General features: G+C 68.9%; 16 protein-coding genes. 10 read left to right on the top strand and 6 right to left on the bottom strand.

Annotation, left to right across the window (positions count from 1 at the left end):
* Window positions 1-13: 13 nt before the first annotated feature.
* Complete coding sequence (gene sucD / locus P3H15_RS00760; protein ID WP_276135507.1) at window positions 14-916, top strand: succinate--CoA ligase subunit alpha; 903 nt, start codon at window positions 14-16, stop codon at window positions 914-916.
* A gap of 60 nt (window positions 917-976) precedes the next feature.
* On the opposite strand, the gene P3H15_RS00765 is transcribed toward sucD, so the two are convergent.
* The gene (locus P3H15_RS00765) at window positions 977-1603 is read right to left on the bottom strand and encodes a YigZ family protein (RefSeq protein WP_276135508.1); all 627 of its coding nucleotides are present in this window, start codon (window positions 1601-1603) and stop codon (window positions 977-979) included.
* Between the two features lie 126 nt (window positions 1604-1729).
* Here P3H15_RS00765 and P3H15_RS00770 point away from each other — a divergent pair, with 126 nt between their 5' ends.
* The 4 genes from P3H15_RS00770 to purH all read left to right on the top strand — a co-directional run bounded on the left by P3H15_RS00770 (window position 1730) and on the right by purH (window position 6813).
* Window positions 1730-2821, top strand: a complete 1092-nt coding sequence (locus P3H15_RS00770) for a DUF5336 domain-containing protein (RefSeq protein ID WP_276135509.1) — start codon at window positions 1730-1732, stop codon at window positions 2819-2821.
* A 102-nt stretch (window positions 2822-2923) separates the two neighbouring features.
* Window positions 2924-4543, top strand: a complete 1620-nt coding sequence (locus P3H15_RS00775) for a DUF6350 family protein (protein ID WP_276135510.1) — start codon at window positions 2924-2926, stop codon at window positions 4541-4543.
* Window positions 4544-4598: 55 nt separating this feature from the next.
* Window positions 4599-5264, top strand: coding sequence for a phosphoribosylglycinamide formyltransferase (gene purN, locus P3H15_RS00780; protein ID WP_276135511.1), 666 nt, complete (start codon window positions 4599-4601; stop codon window positions 5262-5264).
* Window positions 5257-6813, top strand: coding sequence for a bifunctional phosphoribosylaminoimidazolecarboxamide formyltransferase/IMP cyclohydrolase (purH, locus tag P3H15_RS00785; protein ID WP_276135512.1), 1557 nt, complete (start codon window positions 5257-5259; stop codon window positions 6811-6813). Before purN ends, purH begins: the two co-directional genes overlap by 8 nt.
* A gap of 55 nt (window positions 6814-6868) precedes the next feature.
* On the opposite strand, the gene P3H15_RS00790 is transcribed toward purH, so the two are convergent.
* On the bottom strand, window positions 6869-7102 hold the full coding sequence (locus tag P3H15_RS00790) for a hypothetical protein (RefSeq protein WP_072937320.1): 234 nt from the start codon (window positions 7100-7102) through the stop codon (window positions 6869-6871).
* 546 nt (window positions 7103-7648) lie between these two features.
* Between P3H15_RS00790 and P3H15_RS00795 the strand changes: the two genes are divergently transcribed.
* Window positions 7649-8743, top strand: a complete 1095-nt coding sequence (locus P3H15_RS00795) for an N-acetylmuramoyl-L-alanine amidase (RefSeq protein ID WP_276135513.1) — start codon at window positions 7649-7651, stop codon at window positions 8741-8743.
* Here P3H15_RS00795 and P3H15_RS00800 read toward each other — a convergent pair whose 3' ends face one another.
* Entirely contained in the window at window positions 8744-9709 is a 966-nt protein-coding gene (locus tag P3H15_RS00800) for an alpha/beta hydrolase (RefSeq protein WP_276135514.1), read from the bottom strand.
* 200 nt (window positions 9710-9909) lie between these two features.
* Between P3H15_RS00800 and P3H15_RS00805 the strand changes: the two genes are divergently transcribed.
* The 3 genes from P3H15_RS00805 (at window position 9910) to P3H15_RS00815 (ending at window position 13653) form a co-directional block, all read left to right on the top strand.
* Complete coding sequence (locus P3H15_RS00805) at window positions 9910-10221, top strand: hypothetical protein (RefSeq protein ID WP_276135515.1); 312 nt, start codon at window positions 9910-9912, stop codon at window positions 10219-10221.
* A 73-nt stretch (window positions 10222-10294) separates the two neighbouring features.
* A complete protein-coding gene (locus P3H15_RS00810) occupies window positions 10295-11680 on the top strand; it encodes a sigma 54-interacting transcriptional regulator (RefSeq protein WP_276135516.1) in 1386 nt (461 codons plus the stop codon).
* Window positions 11680-13653, top strand: coding sequence for a VWA domain-containing protein (locus P3H15_RS00815; RefSeq protein ID WP_276135517.1), 1974 nt, complete (start codon window positions 11680-11682; stop codon window positions 13651-13653). The genes P3H15_RS00810 and P3H15_RS00815 overlap by 1 nt, the downstream gene beginning before the upstream one ends.
* A 50-nt stretch (window positions 13654-13703) precedes the next feature.
* Here the strand turns inward: P3H15_RS00815 and P3H15_RS00820 are convergent, their stop codons facing one another.
* Window positions 13704-14726 carry an agmatine/peptidylarginine deiminase gene (locus P3H15_RS00820; protein ID WP_276135518.1) on the bottom strand — a complete coding sequence of 341 codons (1023 nt, stop codon included), beginning with the start codon at window positions 14724-14726 and terminating at the stop codon, window positions 13704-13706.
* Window positions 14726-15706 carry a nitrilase-related carbon-nitrogen hydrolase gene (locus P3H15_RS00825; protein ID WP_276135519.1) on the bottom strand — a complete coding sequence of 327 codons (981 nt, stop codon included), beginning with the start codon at window positions 15704-15706 and terminating at the stop codon, window positions 14726-14728. The genes P3H15_RS00820 and P3H15_RS00825 overlap by 1 nt, the downstream gene beginning before the upstream one ends.
* 191 nt (window positions 15707-15897) lie before the next feature.
* Between P3H15_RS00825 and P3H15_RS00830 the strand changes: the two genes are divergently transcribed.
* Window positions 15898-16509, top strand: coding sequence for a TetR/AcrR family transcriptional regulator (locus P3H15_RS00830; protein ID WP_276135520.1), 612 nt, complete (start codon window positions 15898-15900; stop codon window positions 16507-16509).
* Here P3H15_RS00830 and P3H15_RS00835 read toward each other — a convergent pair.
* Window positions 16469-18049, bottom strand: a complete 1581-nt coding sequence (locus P3H15_RS00835; protein ID WP_276135521.1) for an APC family permease — start codon at window positions 18047-18049, stop codon at window positions 16469-16471. The two genes, P3H15_RS00830 and P3H15_RS00835, sit on opposite strands and share 41 nt — an antisense overlap.
* Between the last annotated feature and the right edge of the window lie 41 nt (window positions 18050-18090).

Genomic DNA, 18090 nt, shown 5'->3' on the forward strand with positions numbered 1-18090 from the left:
GGACTTAAATCACATGGCTATCTTCCTGACCAAGGACTCCAAGGTCATCGTCCAGGGCATCACCGGCGGCGAGGGCACGAAGCACACCGCGCTCATGCTCAAGGCAGGCACCCAGGTCGTCGGCGGTGTCAACGCCCGTAAGGCCGGCACCACCGTGACCCACGACGGCGGCGTCGAGCTGCCCGTCTTCGGCACCGTCGCCGAGGCCATCGAGAAGACCGGCGCGGACGTCTCCATCGCGTTCGTTCCCCCGGCCTTCGCGAAGGACGCCATCGTCGAGGCCATCGACGCGGAGATCCCGCTGCTCGTGGTCATCACCGAGGGCATCCCCGTGCAGGACTCGGCGTACGCCTGGGCGTACAACGAGTCCAAGGGCAACAAGACCCGCATCATCGGACCCAACTGCCCCGGCATCATCACCCCCGGCGAGTCGCTGGTCGGCATCACCCCGGCCAACATCGCAGGCACCGGCCCGATCGGCCTCGTGTCCAAGTCGGGCACGCTGACCTACCAGATGATGTTCGAACTGCGTGACTTCGGCTTCTCCACCGCCATCGGCATCGGCGGCGACCCGGTCATCGGCACCACCCACATCGACGCCATCGAGGCGTTCGAGAAGGACCCCGAGACCAAGGTCATCGTGATGATCGGTGAGATCGGTGGCGACGCCGAGGAGCGTGCCGCCGATTACATCAAGGCGAACGTCACCAAGCCGGTCGTCGGCTACGTCGCGGGCTTCACCGCCCCCGAGGGCAAGACCATGGGCCACGCAGGCGCCATCGTCTCCGGTTCCTCGGGCACCGCGCAGGCCAAGAAGGACGCCCTCGAGGCTGCCGGCGTGAAGGTCGGCAAGACGCCGTCCGAGACCGCGGCACTCGCTCGCGAGATCCTGCAGAGCCTGACCGTTCAGGCCTAGGCCCTCCGGGCCCGTGCGCCTTTCTGGTTGCTCCGGCTACCAGAAAGGCGCACGGGTCGTTCAGGCGTCGACCCACATTTCCCCGGCCGGATCGAGTGTCCCCGTCCCCGACGTGACGGCAGCGACCAGATCGGCCAGCTCCGCAGAGTCCCTCGCCGCGAGGGTGAGGACCGCGGATTCCGCGTACGCCGTGTCCACCACGACGACGCCCCGCCCCCGCAACTCCGACTCGACCCGTCCCGCCTCGGCGTGACCGACGGCGAGGGTGTGCAGGTGGCGACGTTCCCTCCGCACGAGCGGTGCGGCATCGACCGCGGCGGCCACCGCGCCCGAGTAGGCGCGCACCAGTCCGCCCGCCCCCAGTTTGATTCCACCGAAGTACCGGGTCACGACCACCGCGACGTCGACGAGGTCGCGGGCCTTGAGCACCTGCAGCATCGGAATGCCCGCGGTGCCACCGGGTTCGCCGTCGTCGTTCGCGCGCTCGACCCGGTCGGACGGCCCGTTGCCGACGATGAACGCCGAACAGTGATGTCGCGCATCGGGATACGCGCCGCGTCGGTCCTGGACGAAAGCCTGCGCCGCGTCGGCGTCCTCGATGCGACGCAGGGCCGCGATGAAGCGTGAGTGCTTCACCTCCGTCTCGAGCGTGAGATCGGCGGCGCGGGGAGCGAGGGTGTACGGCACCGGACCATTGTCTCCTGCGCTGCTCCTGGCCCCGCACACGCGACCGACAGCGGTGACCGACGGGTATACGTAGGCTAGTTTCGGAAAGAGCGCACGCAGACGACCACTTGTCGACTAGGAGAAGTCATGACGTTCACGCCCGGAGGGCCGAGTTACGGTCCGCCCGCGCAACCGACTGCAGGGGGAGAATCGAAAGGCCTGGGCTTCTTCCTCCTGATCGGTGTCGCAGTTCTCGGTGTCCTCAACCTGCTGCTCGGATTCGCGCCGTACGCCACGCTGGCGCGAGAATCCGTGAACTCGTTCGAAGCCAACACGGACGGGCTCGGACTGCTGTTCCTCGGTGGTCTGCTCGCCGCGGCGTCCCTCCTGCCGAAGCAGTCCTATGCGGGTGCGGCCGCGGCGGCGTCCGTCGCGGGCTGGGTCGTCGCGTTGTTCGTCTTCCTGAACGTCGACGCGGATTCCGGCTGGGGCGCAATCCTCATCCTCGTTCTCGGCTTCATCCAGTCGGCCGTGGCCGTGGCGGCCGTGCTGTTCGACATCGGCGTGCTGAAGCAGCCGGCGCCCAAGCCGGCCGCAGCCGCGGGCTTCGGTCAGCCCGGCCAGACCCCGCAGGGGTACGGCCAGGGCGCCCCGCAGGGGTACGGGCAGGGTCCGCAGCAGTCGTACGGACCGCAGCCGCAGGGCTACGGCCAGAGCGCGCCACAGGGCTACGGCCAGAGCGCGCCACAGGGCTACGGCCAGCAGAGCCAGTCGCAGCCCGGCTACGGGCAGCAGAGCCAGTCGCAGCCCGGCTACGGCCAGCAGGGTTACGGCCAGCAGGGCCAGCCCTCGCAGAGCCAGCCCGGCTACACCCAGGGCTACGGACAGCCGCAGCAGCCGGGCTACGGCGCGGGCGCGGGATCCGCGTCGTACGACGCCCCGACCACCGCCTACCAGCAGCCGCAGTACCAGGGGTACTCGCAGCCCTCGACCCCGTCGCAGCCCACCGGAACGCCCAGCTCGCAGTACCCGGCCGGGACCAGCTACGGTTCGGCGCAGCACGCGGCGCCGGCGTACGGGTCGCAGGCCGAGTCCTCGCCCGTGGAGCGCACTCTCGAGTACGGCGAGCAGCCGTCCACCGAGGCGAAGCCGGCCGAGTCGGCCGAGAAGCCCGAATCGGAGGGGTACAGCGCACCCACCCAGGCGTTCGACACGCGCGCCGACAGGGACGACAAGTAGCGGTCCATCCAGTAGGTGGCCTCCGACCGAACCTGGTCGGAGGCCACTTCTGTGCGGCGCGCCTGACCGCTGCCGCGGCGTCGGAGTGCCACTCTCGAGGGGATGAGTTCTTTGGTTGATCGTGCGCAGCGTGCCGCACAGGGTGCACGACGGCGAGCCGTCCGTGACGATGAGCGGCGAGCCGTCCGTGACGACGAGCGGCGAGCCGTCCGCGATGATGCGCGGCGCGCCGTCCGCGATGATGCGCGGCGCGCCGTCCGCGATGATGCGCGGCGCGCCCCGCGACAGCGTCCTGTGCCCGACGCGGACGAGCTGCGGGCGCTGCTGTCGGTCGCGTTCCGGCCCGCGGGGGTCACGGTCGTCCTGCTGTCGGCACTCATCGTCGTCACGCTGGTGGCGGCGAACAGTGACCTCACGGGAACGTTCGGTGCCATCGCGGCGTCGTGGCTGGCGATTCACCAGGTGCCGTTGACGATCGACGGGACGTCGCTCGGTGTCCTCCCGCTGATCCCGACGGCGGGGATGATGTGGGCGGTCGCCCGCGGGTGCGCGGCGGTGGTGCATCCGGCGTCCTCGCGGCGGCACGCTCTGCAGGTGATCGGCGCTGCGGTGACCGGACCGCTGGTTGTGACAGCCATCGCCCTCGCGGTCATCGCGGACGCGTCGGCGGTGATCCCGTTGTCCTCCCCGAACGCGCTCGCCGCGTTCGGGTGGGTGCTGTCGGTGCATGTGCTCGCGGCGGGGATCGGCGTGACGGTCGCGATGTGGCCGACGCTCGGTGCGGAGGTTCCGTCGTGGGTCCGGGACGCGGTGCGGCCGGGACTGCGCGCGATGACGGCGATCGTCGGTGCCGGCGCGGTGCTGGTCACGATCTCGCTGCTGATGGAGTGGTCCACGGTCGGGTCGCTGCTCGAACGCGGGGACGGTGTCGTCGGAACGCTCGGACTGACGATCCTCTCCGTGCTGTACCTGCCGAACGTGGTGGTGGGTGCCGCGGCCGCCGTCATGGGCGGGACCGCGCAGATCGGGGACGTCTCGGTCAGCGTGTTCGGCAACGTCGGTGGTTCGCTGCCACCGTTGCCGCTGCTCGGCGCGGTTCCCGACGGGGTGTCGGGCGGCGCGTGGCCGGCGTTGCTGGTGATTCCGCTGCTGATCGGTGTGATGCTCGGACGCGACTGCGGACGTCGCGTCGCCGGGCAGGAGGCACTGCTCACCGTGCTGACCGCCGCCGCGGGTGTGGGTGTGGTGACGGCCGTGCTCGGACTCGTGTCCGGCGGGCGGCTCGGCGCCTTCGGAACGGTCGAGCTGAACTGGTGGGCGTTCGGGCTGCTCACGTTCGCGTGGCTCGGACTCGCGGGCGCCGTGACGGCGGTGGTCGTCGCCTGGCATCGGAGCCGGGGCGTCGACGACGAGGCCGACACGGCGGACGAGGAACCGCACCTTCCCGGCGCGGAGGAGGTTCCGGCGATCGCTGCCCCGATCACCGAGGAATGGGAGGTCCCGGCAGCCGCGCCCGGCCGGGTGATCGAGGCCGAACTCGTCGACGACACCGAAGAGCGGGCAGCGTCGGTTGCACCGCAGGACACCGACGCCGAGGCCGAGGTCGTCGTGGACGCCGAGGTCGAGGAAGACGCGGCGACGGCGGCACCCGAAGGGGCCGGGACGGCGGGCGAGGCCCCGGAAGCCGACCTGCCCCGAGGACCCGCAACCCCCAGCGACTAGGCTCTTGGTCGGTCGACGATGCGACCGCCCCCTTTCGATTCACCCGGCCTTTCGATTGTTCAGGAGTAGAGCGCTGACTTCCTCGCGTGACCACCTGAGGCCCACGACCGGTTCGCCGGCGCGGATCGTCGTACTCGCCTCCGGTGCGGGAACGCTCCTGAGGTCGCTGATCGAAGCAACACGCACCGACGGGTATCCCGCCGAGATCGTCGCCGTCGGCGTGGACCGTGACTGCGACGCGACCACCCATGCGAACACGGCGGGCATTCCGCACTTCCGGGTGAGCCTGCGCGACCACGCGGACCGGTCCGCCTGGGATGTCGCGCTGACCGAGGCCGTCGCGTCGCACCAGCCGTCGCTCGTGGTGTCGGCGGGATTCATGAAGATCCTCGGCCCCGCCTTCCTGGACCGCTTCGGCGGTCGCATCATCAACACGCATCCCGCGTTGCTGCCCGCGTTCCCCGGCGCGCACGCGGTCCCGGATGCGCTGGCCTACGGCGTCAAGGTGTCGGGATCGACGGTCCACCTCGTGGACGCGGGGGTCGACACCGGCCCGATCCTGGCGCAGGAGCCCGTGCCGGTGCTCGACGGCGACGACGAGTCGACCCTGCACGAGCGCATCAAGACTGTGGAGCGACGGTTGTTGGCGGACGTCATCGCCGCTGTCGCCACCCGTGGAGTTGTTTCCGATGGACGAAAGGCCGTGATCCCCAGTGAGTGAACGCAAGGCAGTACGCCGAGCGCTCGTCAGCGTCTACGACAAGACCGGTCTGGTCGAACTGGCTACGGGCCTGCACAAGGCAGGTGTCGAGCTGGTGTCGACAGGGTCGACCGCAGCGAAGATCGCCGACGCCGGCATCCCGGTCACCCCCGTCGAGGCGCTGACGGGCTTCCCCGAGTGCCTCGAGGGCCGGGTCAAGACCCTGCACCCGCGGGTGCACGCCGGCGTCCTCGCGGACACCCGGAAGCCCGAGCACCTCGCGCAGCTGGAGGAGCTGGGCATCGAGGCGTTCCAGCTGGTGGTCGTGAACCTGTACCCGTTCACCCAGACCGTCGCCTCGGGTGCGACCCCCGACGAATGCGTCGAGCAGATCGACATCGGCGGACCGTCCATGGTGCGCGCCGCCGCGAAGAACCACCCGTCGGTGGCCGTCGTGGTGGATCCCGCCCGCTACGACGACGTGCTCACCGCGATCGCCGACGGCGGATTCACGCTGTCCGAGCGCACCGCCCTCGCCGCGCAGGCGTTCCAGCACACCGCGTCGTACGACGTCGCGGTCGCGAGCTGGATGACGTCCACGCTGGTGGACAGCGGTGACTCGCAGTTCCCCGAATGGGCAGGCGCCACCTGGGACCGCTCGGCCGTCCTGCGGTACGGCGAGAACCCGCACCAGGCCGCGGCCCTCTACGTGAACTCCGCCGCCCCGGCCGGTCTGGCCCAGGCCGAGCAGCTGCACGGCAAGGAAATGTCATACAACAACTACACCGACGGCGACGCGGCGTGGCGTGCGGCATTCGACTTCAGTGAGCCGGCTGTCGCGATCATCAAGCACGCGAACCCGTGTGGCATCGCGGTCGGAGCCGACATCGCCGAGGCCCACCGCAAGGCACACGCCTGCGACCCGGTCAGCGCATACGGCGGAGTCATCGCCGCGAACCGCGAGATCACCGTCGAGATGGCCGAGCAGGTCGCCGACATCTTCACCGAGGTGATCATCGCCCCGTCCTACGCGGATGGCGCGCTCGGCGTGCTGCAGCGCAAGAAGAACGTCCGTGTCCTTCTCGCGAAGGCGCCCACCGCGACGGGAATCGAACTGCGTCCCGTGTCCGGTGGCGCACTCCTCCAGGAGCGCGACGTGCTCGATGCCGAGGGCGACGACCCCGCCAACTGGACCCTGGCCGTCGGCGACGCCGCCGACGAGCAGACCTTGAAGGACCTCGAATTCGCGTGGCGCGCGTGCCGTTCGGTGAAGTCCAACGCCATCCTGCTCGCCTCCGACGGTGCGTCGGTCGGCGTCGGCATGGGCCAGGTCAACCGCGTCGACTCCGCGCACCTCGCGGTGCAGCGGGCCGGTGACCGGGTGGTCGGGTCGGTGGGCGCGTCGGACGCGTTCTTCCCGTTCCCCGACGGACTGCAGGTTCTCGCGAACGCCGGCGTCAAGGCAGTCGTGCAGCCGGGTGGTTCCGTCCGCGACAACGAGGTGATCGATGCGGCCAAGGAAGCCGGCATCACCATGTACCTGACGGGTGCGCGGCACTTCGCGCACTAGCGTTCGGCACCTCTCGAACGGGTCTCGGCATCGCGCCGGGGCCCGTTCTGCGTTGTCAGGCGGCTGCGGCCCCGTGCGCGCGGCCGGTGCCCTCGAGTTCACGCGGCGAACCGGTGATGACCACGCGGGCGGCACCGCGACTGCGGACCTCGCTGATCAGTTCGCCCAGTCCGGCCTCGTGGGCGGCGTCGCAGTGCGACAGGTCGAGGGTGACGGCGTAACCGGTGAGATCGTCCGGCAGGTCCAGATACGGGGGAGAGGTGGACAGTTGGTTGATGCGAAGTTTCATGTGGTGCTCCTGAAGGTGAAAGGTAAAAGAAAAGGCACCCGAGGGGTTTGCCCTGGGTGCCCGAGAATGACTTGGTTGAGTCTCAACATTCTCGGGGTGCGCCGAACTTGGTGATGTGCTTGTCGGCGGAGCATCGACGCCATGCGGGTACGGACGCGAAGAGCGCGTGAAGCTGCATCATGGCCGTACCTTTCTGCGTGTCGTTGCTGGTTGGTAGATGACCGTACAGCACCGGTTGAGGGTTTGCACTTCCATTATCCGGCCACCGCGCAGGAATGCACGGTCGAGCAGCCACTCTTGGCCCAGAGTTGCCGTCCCGTTCACATCCGCTCATCGATTCGCCGGATGCGCGGGCAATTGCGTGGGAATCCGGCGAATCGGTGCGCGTCCGTCGAATCCCACCACTTTGGTTACAGGTTGCTTTCGATCCGGACTCGAGCAGCACGAACGCGCGGTGCAGCTGATTCACTCGGGGCTGATGTGACTCGAGTGGCACCTGTGGAAGGAGAGTGGCGCCCGGACTGCGACGGTGCGCCCATCCCCGTTATGAACCGTTGTGCAATCAAGGCCGGCCTCGGCGCCTGCGTCCTGGGTGCGTCCGTGCTCATCCCTGCTCAGGTGTCGGCGGAACCCGCTGCGACGGCGACCGGCACCGAACTGTCCGGGATGACGGTGTTCCTCGACCCCGGACATCAGGGTTCCAGCGAGGGCCACGACCTCGCGCAGCAGGTGAACGACGGCCGGGGCAACACCAAGGACTGCCAGACGAGCGGCATGACGTCGCTGGGCGGGGTGCCCGAGCACACCATCAACTGGAACGTCACCCAGCTGGTGAAGAGCAGCCTCGAGAGCCTCGGCGCGAAGGTCGTCCTGAGTCGTCAGGACGACACCGGCTGGGGCGGGTGCATCGACGAAAGGGCCCGTGCAGCAAGCGAATCGAACGCCGATTTGGCTGTGAGCATTCACGCCGACTCCACGGCGCAGGGTGAGGACGCGAGCAAGCACGGGTTCCACATGATCATCCCGTCGCTGCCCATTCCCGACGAGAAGGCGGACGCGGCGCAGTCCGGTGGCGGGCTCGAGGCGTCGAAGATGATGCGCGACGCCTACAAGTCCGACGGCTTCGTTCCCGCCAACTACGCCGGCGTGAACGACGGCCTCCAAACCCGCGCCGATGTGGCGGGGCCTGCACTGACCCAGGTTCCGCTGGTGTTCGTCGAGATGGGCAACGGTTCGAACAAGGAGGACTCCGCGCAGCTGGAGAGCTCCGACGGCCAGTTGAAGCACGCCATCACCATCACGACGGGCATCGTCACCTACCTGCTGACGGGGACGCAGTCGGCGCCGGCCGAGGAGCTGGCGGCCGCTCCGGCCACGACCACGGCACCGAAGGCGAGTGAGGACAGCGCGTCGTCGACCACCACCACGACCCCGAAGGCGACCACACCCAAGGCGGCACCGAAGTCGACGGCGCCGGACTCGGCGCAGCTGTCCGAGCTGATGGAGATGCTCGCGCCGCTGCTCGAGGTTCAAGGGCTGGACGGGCTGCAGGACCTCGTCAACGACAAGAACCTCGGGCTCGTGTCCGATCTGGCGAGCACGCTGATGGCCGTGATCACCGGGGCCGGTGGGGCCAACTGATCACAGCGACGCGATCCACCTGCCGAACGGCTCGGTGAACTCCGCCGAGTAGGGCAGCGGTTCCACGTAATCCGGTCCGGTGGACGGACGGTCGCCGACGTCCTTGAGTACGTGATTGGCGTTCGTCATCCGTACCGGCGTCAGCGCGGTGTGCGCGAGGGCGTCGCTCAGGCCGTCGACGTCCGCGAGTTGCACCTGGATGTCCTTGGCGGAGCAGCTCGTGAGAACCGGGAAACCGGCGGGCAGCCTGCCGGCCAGCGCGCGGGGGTCGAGGGCGTCCTCCTCCGCGAGGGCCTTGGCGTTGGCGTGGACCAGCCCGGCGTTCTGCAGGGGTTCCGGAAGATCGTCGGGGATCGTGCCCGACGTGCGGAGCGACTCGACGGTGTCCGCGAGCGCGAGCCGCAGTTCGTCGGCCAGCTCCACCGGCAGCTGTCCGGCGCCGACGACAGTATCGAGCTGTCCGTGGATCTGCGTGGTGAGCAGGTCGAGGAGCCGGACGCTGAGCGGTTCGAGCAGTCCGACGGCGCGCACCCGCGACTCGTTTTCCGCAGTGGCGAGCGCGAGGGCGACGAGACCGCCGTCGCTGTGTCCGATGACGATCAGCTGCGACGGGTCGACCCCGGGTTGGGCGGCCAGGAAGTCGAGGCCCGCGGACGCGGCGTCGACGAAGGTGGTGAAGCCGAGACCGCCGACCTCTTCCACCTCGTAGGGGCCGAGGGCGGTTTCGCCGCTGCCGATCTTGTCGTAGCGCAGGCTCGCGACGCCGTGCTGTTCGAGCACGTCGGCGAGGTGGCGGAGGGTTCCGATGTCACCGGGGAGCAGGGCGCTGTCGCCGTTGCGGTCGGTCGGACCGCTGCCGGCGAGCAGCAGTGCGGCGGGCGCCGACCCGTTCGCGTCGACGGGCGTGCGGAGGCTGCCGTAGTAGGTGACGGCACCGCTGGCGAAGGTGATCTCGGTGTCAGGCATGGGGACTGTCTACCAGTTCACGTCGCGCGCAGTCGCCGCACCCGTTGCACTCCGCGGTGACGACTGCAGGAGGGCATCGCGGCCGAGATCTCAGAGAAGCATCACAGAACTCACACATTCGGCGATTAGCGTCTGCATCACCAGTTGTTCCAATGGATTACGTCCGAGAACAGCTCCCGACTCCAGGAAGGTGCCGCATCATGAACGTCGTACAGTTCACCACCGGTGATTTCGTCGCCGCCATGTTCTCCCTCGACTTCGTCGACGGCGGGTTCCGCCGGGAGGCCGTCGAGCGGATTCACCGGGGCGCGATCGACGAGTGGGTGTCTGCGCTGACCGGGTCGGGTCTGTTCTCCAACCGGGCGATCGCGAACGTGGTCCGGGCGTGGCGAGGCGATCCGCGAATCCTGCTGGACTCGCTTCTGACGGAGGCCGATCCGGTGACGGTCGAGCGCTACCGCGCCGCCTGGAGCGAGTTGGACGCCGCGTCGTCGTGCGCGGTTGCCGCGTAGGCGCGCAGTGCTCGGGCGGGCCGCCGCGCATTAACGGCGTGCCGATTCGCCCGAACCCTCGTAGCGTGGAGTGGTGACGTCATCGGAACACAGACCTTCCACCGTCGGCGAGCTCCGTGATTCGGGCCACGTTCAACGCACCGTCAAGGAAGAGATCCGCGAGAATCTGCTCGCGGCCCTACGCGACGGTCGTGATCCGTGGCCCGGCATCGTCGGTTTCGAGGAGACGGTGGAGCCGCAACTCGAACGGGCACTCATCGCAGGTCACGACGTGGTGTTGCTCGGCGAACGAGGTCAGGGCAAGACCCGCCTCCTCCGCACCCTCAACCTGCTCCTCGACGAATGGACCCCGGTGATCGCCGGTTCCGAACTCGGGGAGCATCCCTATGAGCCCATCACCCCGGCGTCGATCCGCAGGGCGCAGGAACTGGGCGACAGCCTCCCCGTTGCGTGGCGGCATCGCAGTGAGCGGTACTCGGAGAAGCTCGCGACGCCCGACACGTCGGTGGCGGACCTCGTCGGGGACGTGGATCCGGTGAAGGTCGCGGAGGGCCGCAGCCTCGGCGACCCGGAGACCATCCACTTCGGTCTCGTTCCCCGCGCGCACCGGGGCATCGTCGCCATCAACGAGCTGCCCGACCTCGCCGAGCGCATCCAGGTGTCGCTGCTCAACGTCATGGAGGAACGCGACATCCAGGTCCGCGGGTACACCCTCCGGTTGCCGCTGGACGTTCTCATGGTGGCGAGTGCGAACCCGGAGGACTACACGAACCGCGGTCGGATCATCACCCCGCTGAAGGACCGGTTCGGCGCCGAGATCCGGACGCACTACCCGACCCGTCTCGACGACGAGGTCGCGGTCATACTCCAGGAGGCGCACCTCACCGCGGAGGTGCCCGAGTATCTCCTCGAGATCCTGGCCCGGTTCACCCGGCTGCTCCGCGAGTCGACGTCGGTGGATCAGCGGTCGGGGGTGTCCGCGCGCTTCGCGGTGGCGGGCGCCGAAACCGTCAGTGCGGCTGCGGTGCATCGCGGCGCGGTCCTCGGTGAGGCCGACCCGGTCGCGCGGCCGGTCGACCTCGAGACCGTCGTCGACGTCCTGCGGGGCAAGGTGGAATTCGAATCCGGGGAGGAAGGGCGCGAGATCGAGGTCCTCGAGCACCTGCTGCGGCGGGCGACGGCCGACACGGTCCGCACCCGGCTCGGCGGCATCGACCTCGCCGAACTCGTGGACGCCGTCGAACAGGGCGACCCGGTGGTCACCGGCGAACGGATCACGGCGAAGGCGCTGCTGAACGAGTTGCCCGAACTCGAGGTTCTCGACGTGCTCGCCGAGCGTCTGGGCGCGGAGTCCGACGGCGAACGGGCCGCGGCGGCCGAGTTCGCCCTCGAAGGGCTGTATCTGGCCCGGCGGATCTCCAAGAACCCGGACATCAACGGGCAGACGGTGTATTCGTAATGTCCCGCAAGGCGGAACGCGGGCCGCACAATGCGCGGTACGGGCCGTACGAGGGCGGTGATCCGCTGGCGGCGCCGGTGGACCTGCGCGAGGCGCTCGCGGCGATCGGCGACGACGTGTTCGCGGGCAGTTCGCCGCGGCAGGCGCTGCGCGAGATGCTGCGCCGCGGCAACCGCGACATGCGCGGGCTGGACGAGCTTGCGGCCGAGGCCAATCGGCGCCGCCGCGAGCTGCTGAAGCGGAACAACCTGAACGGCACGCTCGAAGAGGTCCGGGAACTCCTCGACCGCGCGGTACTCGAGGAACGCAAGACGCTGGCCCGCGCGCTCGACGACGACGCCCGCTTCTCCGAGATGCGCATCGAGGAACTGTCGCCGTCCACCGCGCAGGCCGTGCAGGAACTCGCCGACTACGACTGGCGCAGTTCGGAAGCCCGTGCCGACTACGAGAAGATCCGGGACCTGCTGGGCCGCGAGGTGCTGGACCAGCGGTTCGCCGGCATGAAGCAGGCGCTCGAGGGTGCCACGGAGGAAGATCGCGAACGCATCCGGGAGATGCTCGCCGATCTCAACGACCTGCTCGACAAGCATTCCCGCGGTGAGGACACCCAGGAGCAGTTCGACGAGTTCATGGACAAACACGGGGAGTATTTCCCAGAGAACCCGCGCAACGTCGAGGAACTGCTCGACTCGCTGGCGCAGCGGGCGGCGGCGGCGCAGCGGCTGCGGAACTCGCTGTCGCAGGAGCAGCGCGACGAACTCGACGCGCTGGCGCAGCAGGCGTTCGGTGATCCGTCGCTGATCGGACAGCTGGACCGCCTCGACCAGCACCTGCAGGCTGCGCGTCCCGGCGAGGACTGGCAGGGCGCGCAGCGGTTTCGCGGGGACGACGGCATGGGCCTGGGCGAGGGCACCGGCGCGTTGCAGGACATCGCGGAACTCGAGTCGCTCGCGGAGCAACTGTCGCAGCAGTACGCGGGCGCACAACTCGACGACATCGACGCGGAGGCCCTGGCCCGGCAACTGGGCGACGAAGCGGCGGCGGATGCGCAGACCCTCGCCGAACTGGAGAAGGCGTTGCGGGATCAGGGTTTCTTCGACCGCGGGGCGGACGGTCAATGGCGGCTGTCGCCCAAGGCGATGCGCCAACTCGGTCAGACGGCCCTCCGGGACGTCGCGCAGCAGCTGTCTTCGCGTGGCGGGCAACGGGAGACGCGGCGCGCCGGGGCGATGGGGGAGCCGACGGGGGCGTCCCGCGAGTGGGCGTTCGGCGACACCGAGCCGTGGGACGTCACGCGCACCATCACCAACGCGGTGCTGCGGGCGGCGTCCGATCCGGTCGAACGCGGTCGCGTCCCGGTCCGGCTGTCCGTCGCGGACGTGGACGTGATGGAGACCGAGCAGCGGTCGCAGGCGGCGGTCGCGTTGCTGGTCGACACGTCGTTCTCGATGGTGATGGAGGGGCGGTGGGTGCCGATGAAACGCACCGCACTTGCGCTGAACCACCTGGTGAGCACCCGGTTCCGCAGCGACGAACTGCAGCTCATCTCGTTCGGCAGGCACGCGCAGGTGCTGACGCCGTCGGAGCTGGCAGGCCTGGACGGCGCCTGGGACCAGGGCACCAACCTGCACCACGCGCTGCTGCTGGCCGCCCGGCATCTGCGCAGGCACCCCAACGCGCAGCCGGTGGTCCTGATCGTCACCGACGGTGAGCCGACCGCGCATCTCGAGCCGGACGGCTTCGCGTATTTCGACTACCCGCCGAGCGCCCGGACCCTCGGTCTGACGGTCCGGGAACTCGACACCCTCGCCCGGCTCGGCGCCCACGTCACGTTCTTCCGCCTCGGTGAGGATCCCGGTCTCGCACGGGTGGTGGACCGGATGGCGGAACGGGTCGGCGGACGCGTCGTGGCGCCCGGTCTGGACGGTCTCGGTGCCGCCGTCGTCAGCGACTACATGCGCCGCAGGCGCTGACCCGTGAGTAGTTGTCAACCGCCGGCGGTTGACAAGTACTCACGGGTGCGTCAGCGCACGGCGGGCTGGTGCTGGGTGATGCAGTGGATGCCGCCGCCGCGCGCGAAGAGCGGGCGGGCGTCGACGGAGACGACCGTGCGTCCCGGGTAGGCAGCCGACAGGATCGCGACCGCTTCCTCGTCCGCGGGATCGTCGAAGCTGCACGCGATGACGCCGCCGTTGACGACGAAATGGTTGATGTAGCTGTAGTCGACGAAGCCCTCCTCGTCGCGCAGGACCTGCGGCGCGGGGACGGTGACGATCTCCCACGACTCGCCGCGGGCGTCCGTGGTCTGCTTCAGCGCGTCGATGACGGCCTTGCTGACCTCGAAGTCGGGGTGCTCGGGATTGCGCTGATCGTGCACGAGGACGACGCCGGGCGACGGGATGGCGGCGACGATGTCGACGTGCCCGCGGGTGCCGTAGGTGTCGGAGTCGCGGGTCAGGCCGCGCGGCAGCCAGATCACCTTGGTGGCACCGATCGTGCGGGCGAGTTCCGCCTCGATGTCGGCCTTCGACAGGTCCGGGTTGCGGCCCGGGTCGAGTTGCACGGTCTCGGTGACCAGCACGGTGCCGAGGCCGTCGACCTGGATGCCGCCGCCCTCGTTCACGATCGGCGAGTCGACGAGTTCGGCCCCTGACTGCTCGACCACCAGGGCGCCGATCTTGGAGTCCTTGTCCCACCGGGCCCAGTCCTGGCCGCCCCAGCCGTTGAAGATCCAGTCGACGCCGCCGAGGCGTCCGTCCTCGGACAACACGAACGTGGGTCCGATGTCGCGCATCCAGGCGTCGTTCAGCGGCGCCGAAGCGATGTCGATGTCGGCGGACAGGTACTTCTTGGCCGCCGCCACCTCACCGGGGTCGACGACGACGGTGACCGGTTCGAATCGTGCGACCGCGTGCGCCACCTCGGCCCACGTGGTGCGCGCCTCGTGCTGCTCCTCCGGAGTGTCGCCCAGGGAGTAGCCCGCACTGGGGTAGGCCATCCAGGTGCGTTCGTGCAGTTCGCCTTCCGCGGGCATGCGCCAGGTCATCAGTTCCTCCCGAACGGGGATGCGTGATCGACGGGCTCGGTGAGGGCGCCGTATGTGTCGGGGCGACGGGTGGCCAGGAACGGGAACAGGGCCAGCCAGTCCTCGCGCTGCTGCAGGTCGAGGTCGGCGACCAGCACCGCGGATTCGTCGCGCGGGGCCTGGGCGAGGATGCGGCCGTAGGGGTCGGAGATGAACGACGAGCCGTAGAACGTGATCAGGCCTTCGCCGCCGTGGCGGTTGGGCACCACCATGAACGTGCCGTTCGCGATGCCGTTGCCGACGATCACCTGCTGCCACAGCGGCTGGGTGTCGAACTGCGGGTGGTCGGGTTCCGAGCCGATCGCGGTGGGGTACACCAGGATTTCGGCGCCGCCGAGCGAGTACGCGCGGGCGACCTCGGGGAACCATTCGTCCCAGCAGGTGGGGAGTCCGAGCTTGACGCCGCCCAGTGCCTCGGCGGTGTGGACCGGGTACGGGTTGTCGGCGGGGCCGCCGCGGAAGTAGGTGTCCTCGTAGTAGCCGGCGGTGACGGGAATGTGCAGCTTGCGGGTGTGCGCGAGCAGTTCCCCGGACGGGGCGACGAGGATGGCGGTGTTGAAACCGAGTCCGTCCTCGTACTGCACGCCGTTCTCGGAGTCGTTCCGCTCGTACAGGGACGCGTGGACGAGGACGCCGTGTTCGGCGGCGGCCTTGGCCGCGAACGTGAACGTCGGTCCTGTGAGGAGGTCCTCGGCCTGGCGTCCGGGGTTGTCTCCGCCTTCGACGAAGGCGGGGTACCGGCTCAGCGTGAGTTCGGGGAGGAACACCACGCGCGCCCCGAGCTCGGCTGCCGCGGCGATGCCCTCGTCGAGTTCGGTCCGCAGATCCTGCTCGTTCTCGTGCCAGCGGTGCTGGACGAGTCCGACGCGGAGCGGGGTGCGTCCGGTCTCACGCGTCCTCGACAGGGACTCGGGAGGGGTGAGGGCGGTGATCGTCAACATTGTGATTCCTCGGATGTTCGGTTCGGCGAGCGCCTAAAACGAATTGGATTCGTTAAGTATGGTGGGTAAATGCTCGGCGATCAAGGGGCGGGGAGGCACGATTTCGATTCCTTCGGTATCCACCCTGGTCGCCGCTACGGCGGCGCCGAGGCGCGCGTCGCCGGTGACACACACCGACCAGGAGGGCACCCATGCCACGGCCATCACAGCGACTGCTGTCGCCGGAGATCATCACCGAAGCCGCCATGCGGATGGTGGACCTCACGGGTGATTTCACGATGCCGGGTCTCGCCGAACGGCTGAAGGTGCGGCCCTCCTCGCTGTACAATCACGTGTCCGGGAGGGCGGAGATCATCGAACTGATGCGTGCCCGCATGATGGCGGGCATCGTGGTGGCGGACCCCGACGGCAAGTGGAGCGAGACGGTGGCCGGCCTGGCGCGCGAATATCGGCGCAACTACGCCGAGCATCCTCGGCTGATTCCTCTGTTCACCGCGCACACAGTGCAGTCCGGTGTGGCTTTCGCTCTGTACAACGCTCTGGCGCAGGCATTCTCGGACGGCGGCTTCACGCCCGAGGAGATTCTGCACGCCATCACGACGGTCGACAGTTTCGTGCTGGGGTCGGCGCTGGACCTCGCCGCACCCGAAGTGGTCTGGGCGACCGCCCCGGAGGCGAACGAGTCCATGCGGGCCGCCCTGGCCACGTCCGGGCCGAACCCCGGACGGGCGGATGCAGCATTCGAGTTCGGGCTGCGGACGCTTATCGCTGGCTTGGTGGCGCAGGCTCCGATCGCGCCGTGAGGTCGCCCTCGTCGCGCAGAGCGGACGTCTCGCGGTTGAGGGTCTCGCCGCGGAAGAAGGCGGGACTGCGGAACCGCATGACCACCATGAGGATCGCCCCGAGCAGCAGGATCCCGAAGCCGAGGAAGAAGACCAGGCCGATGCCGCCGATCGATGCGCCGCTGGCGTTCTCCGGGTCCATGCTCTCCTGGATCGAGATGACGAACACCGCGAGCAGCATGAGGCCGCCGAGCAGTGGGAAGGCGAACCGGAAGACGGCGTTGCGGAAACTCGTGAACAGGCTGTCCCGGAAGTACCAGACACACGCGAATGCCGTGATGCCGTAGTACCAGCAGATCATGATGCCCAGCGCGGCGATGGTGTCGAGCAGCGTGCGCTCGGACAGGAACGTCACCACCGTGTAGAACACCGCGGTGATGACACCGGCGACGACCGTGGCGTACGACGGGACCAGGAACCGAGGGGACACGTCGGCGAGTTTCTTCGGGAAAGCGCCGTACGCGCCCATCGCGAGCATGGTGCGGGCCGCGGGCAGGAACGTGGTCTGCAGGCTCGCGACCGAGGAGACGAAGACGGCGAGGAACAGCAACATGCCGCCCCAGTTCCCGAGAACCGGATCGGCGAGGGCACCGAAGACGTTCTCGGAGTTGTCCGGGTTGCCGAGGCCGAGACCGTCCTCGCCGACGCCGGCGTACATCATCGCCGCGACCGACACGAGCAGGTAGGTCAGCAGAATCGTGATCACGCACAGCAGTCCGGCGCGACCGGGGGTCTTCTTCGGGTTCTTCGACTCCTCGCCCAGCGTCAGGCACGTGTCCCAGCCCCAGAACGCGAAGATCGAACCCGTCAGGCCGATCACGAACGCGCCGACGGCCAGCCCCGTGAACGGGTTGAACCAGCTCAGGTCGAACGACAGCCCGGCGGGGGCGTCCCCGTTACCGACGTGGACCAGTGCCACCACCGCGAACGCGATGAGCAGGACCATCTGGAAGCCGACGAGCGCGAACTGCAGCTTCTCGCTGGTGGTGATGCCGCGACTGGCGATCCACGTGGCGAGTGCGATGAAGAGCAGGGTGGTGCCCACATTCACGAACTTGTTGCCGGGCAGGTCCGCGATGCTCGGGGCGTCGAACAGTTTCGCGATGAACAGATAGAAGAACTGCACGGCGATCGCCGCGAGGTTCGAGAGCACGATGATCGTGGCGATCACCATGCCCCAGCCGCACATCCAGCCGACATACGGTCCGAACGCCTTCGTCGACCACGTGAACGACGCACCGCAGTCGGGTGATTCGGAGTTGAGCTCACGGTAGGCGTACGCCGTGAGGAACATGGGAATGAAGCCGGCGATGAAGATGGCGGGCATCTTCAACCCGACCGCCGCGACGATCAGCCCGATGCTGGCCGTCAGCGTGTAACCCGGCGCCACGGAGGAGATCCCGAGGACCGCCCCTGCAAAGGTCCCGACCGCACCGGTGGCCAGCCCTTTGGTGCTCACGGCAACGCCGGCCGACGCCGGTGCGCCTTCGCTGTTCGTCATGTCTGAACCTCCGGTCGGGTGCGATCGTGGATCCGGGGCGG

The sequence above is a fragment of the Rhodococcus sp. T2V genome, assembly GCF_029269925.1.
GTDB lineage: Bacteria > Actinomycetota > Actinomycetes > Mycobacteriales > Mycobacteriaceae > Rhodococcus_F > Rhodococcus_F koreensis.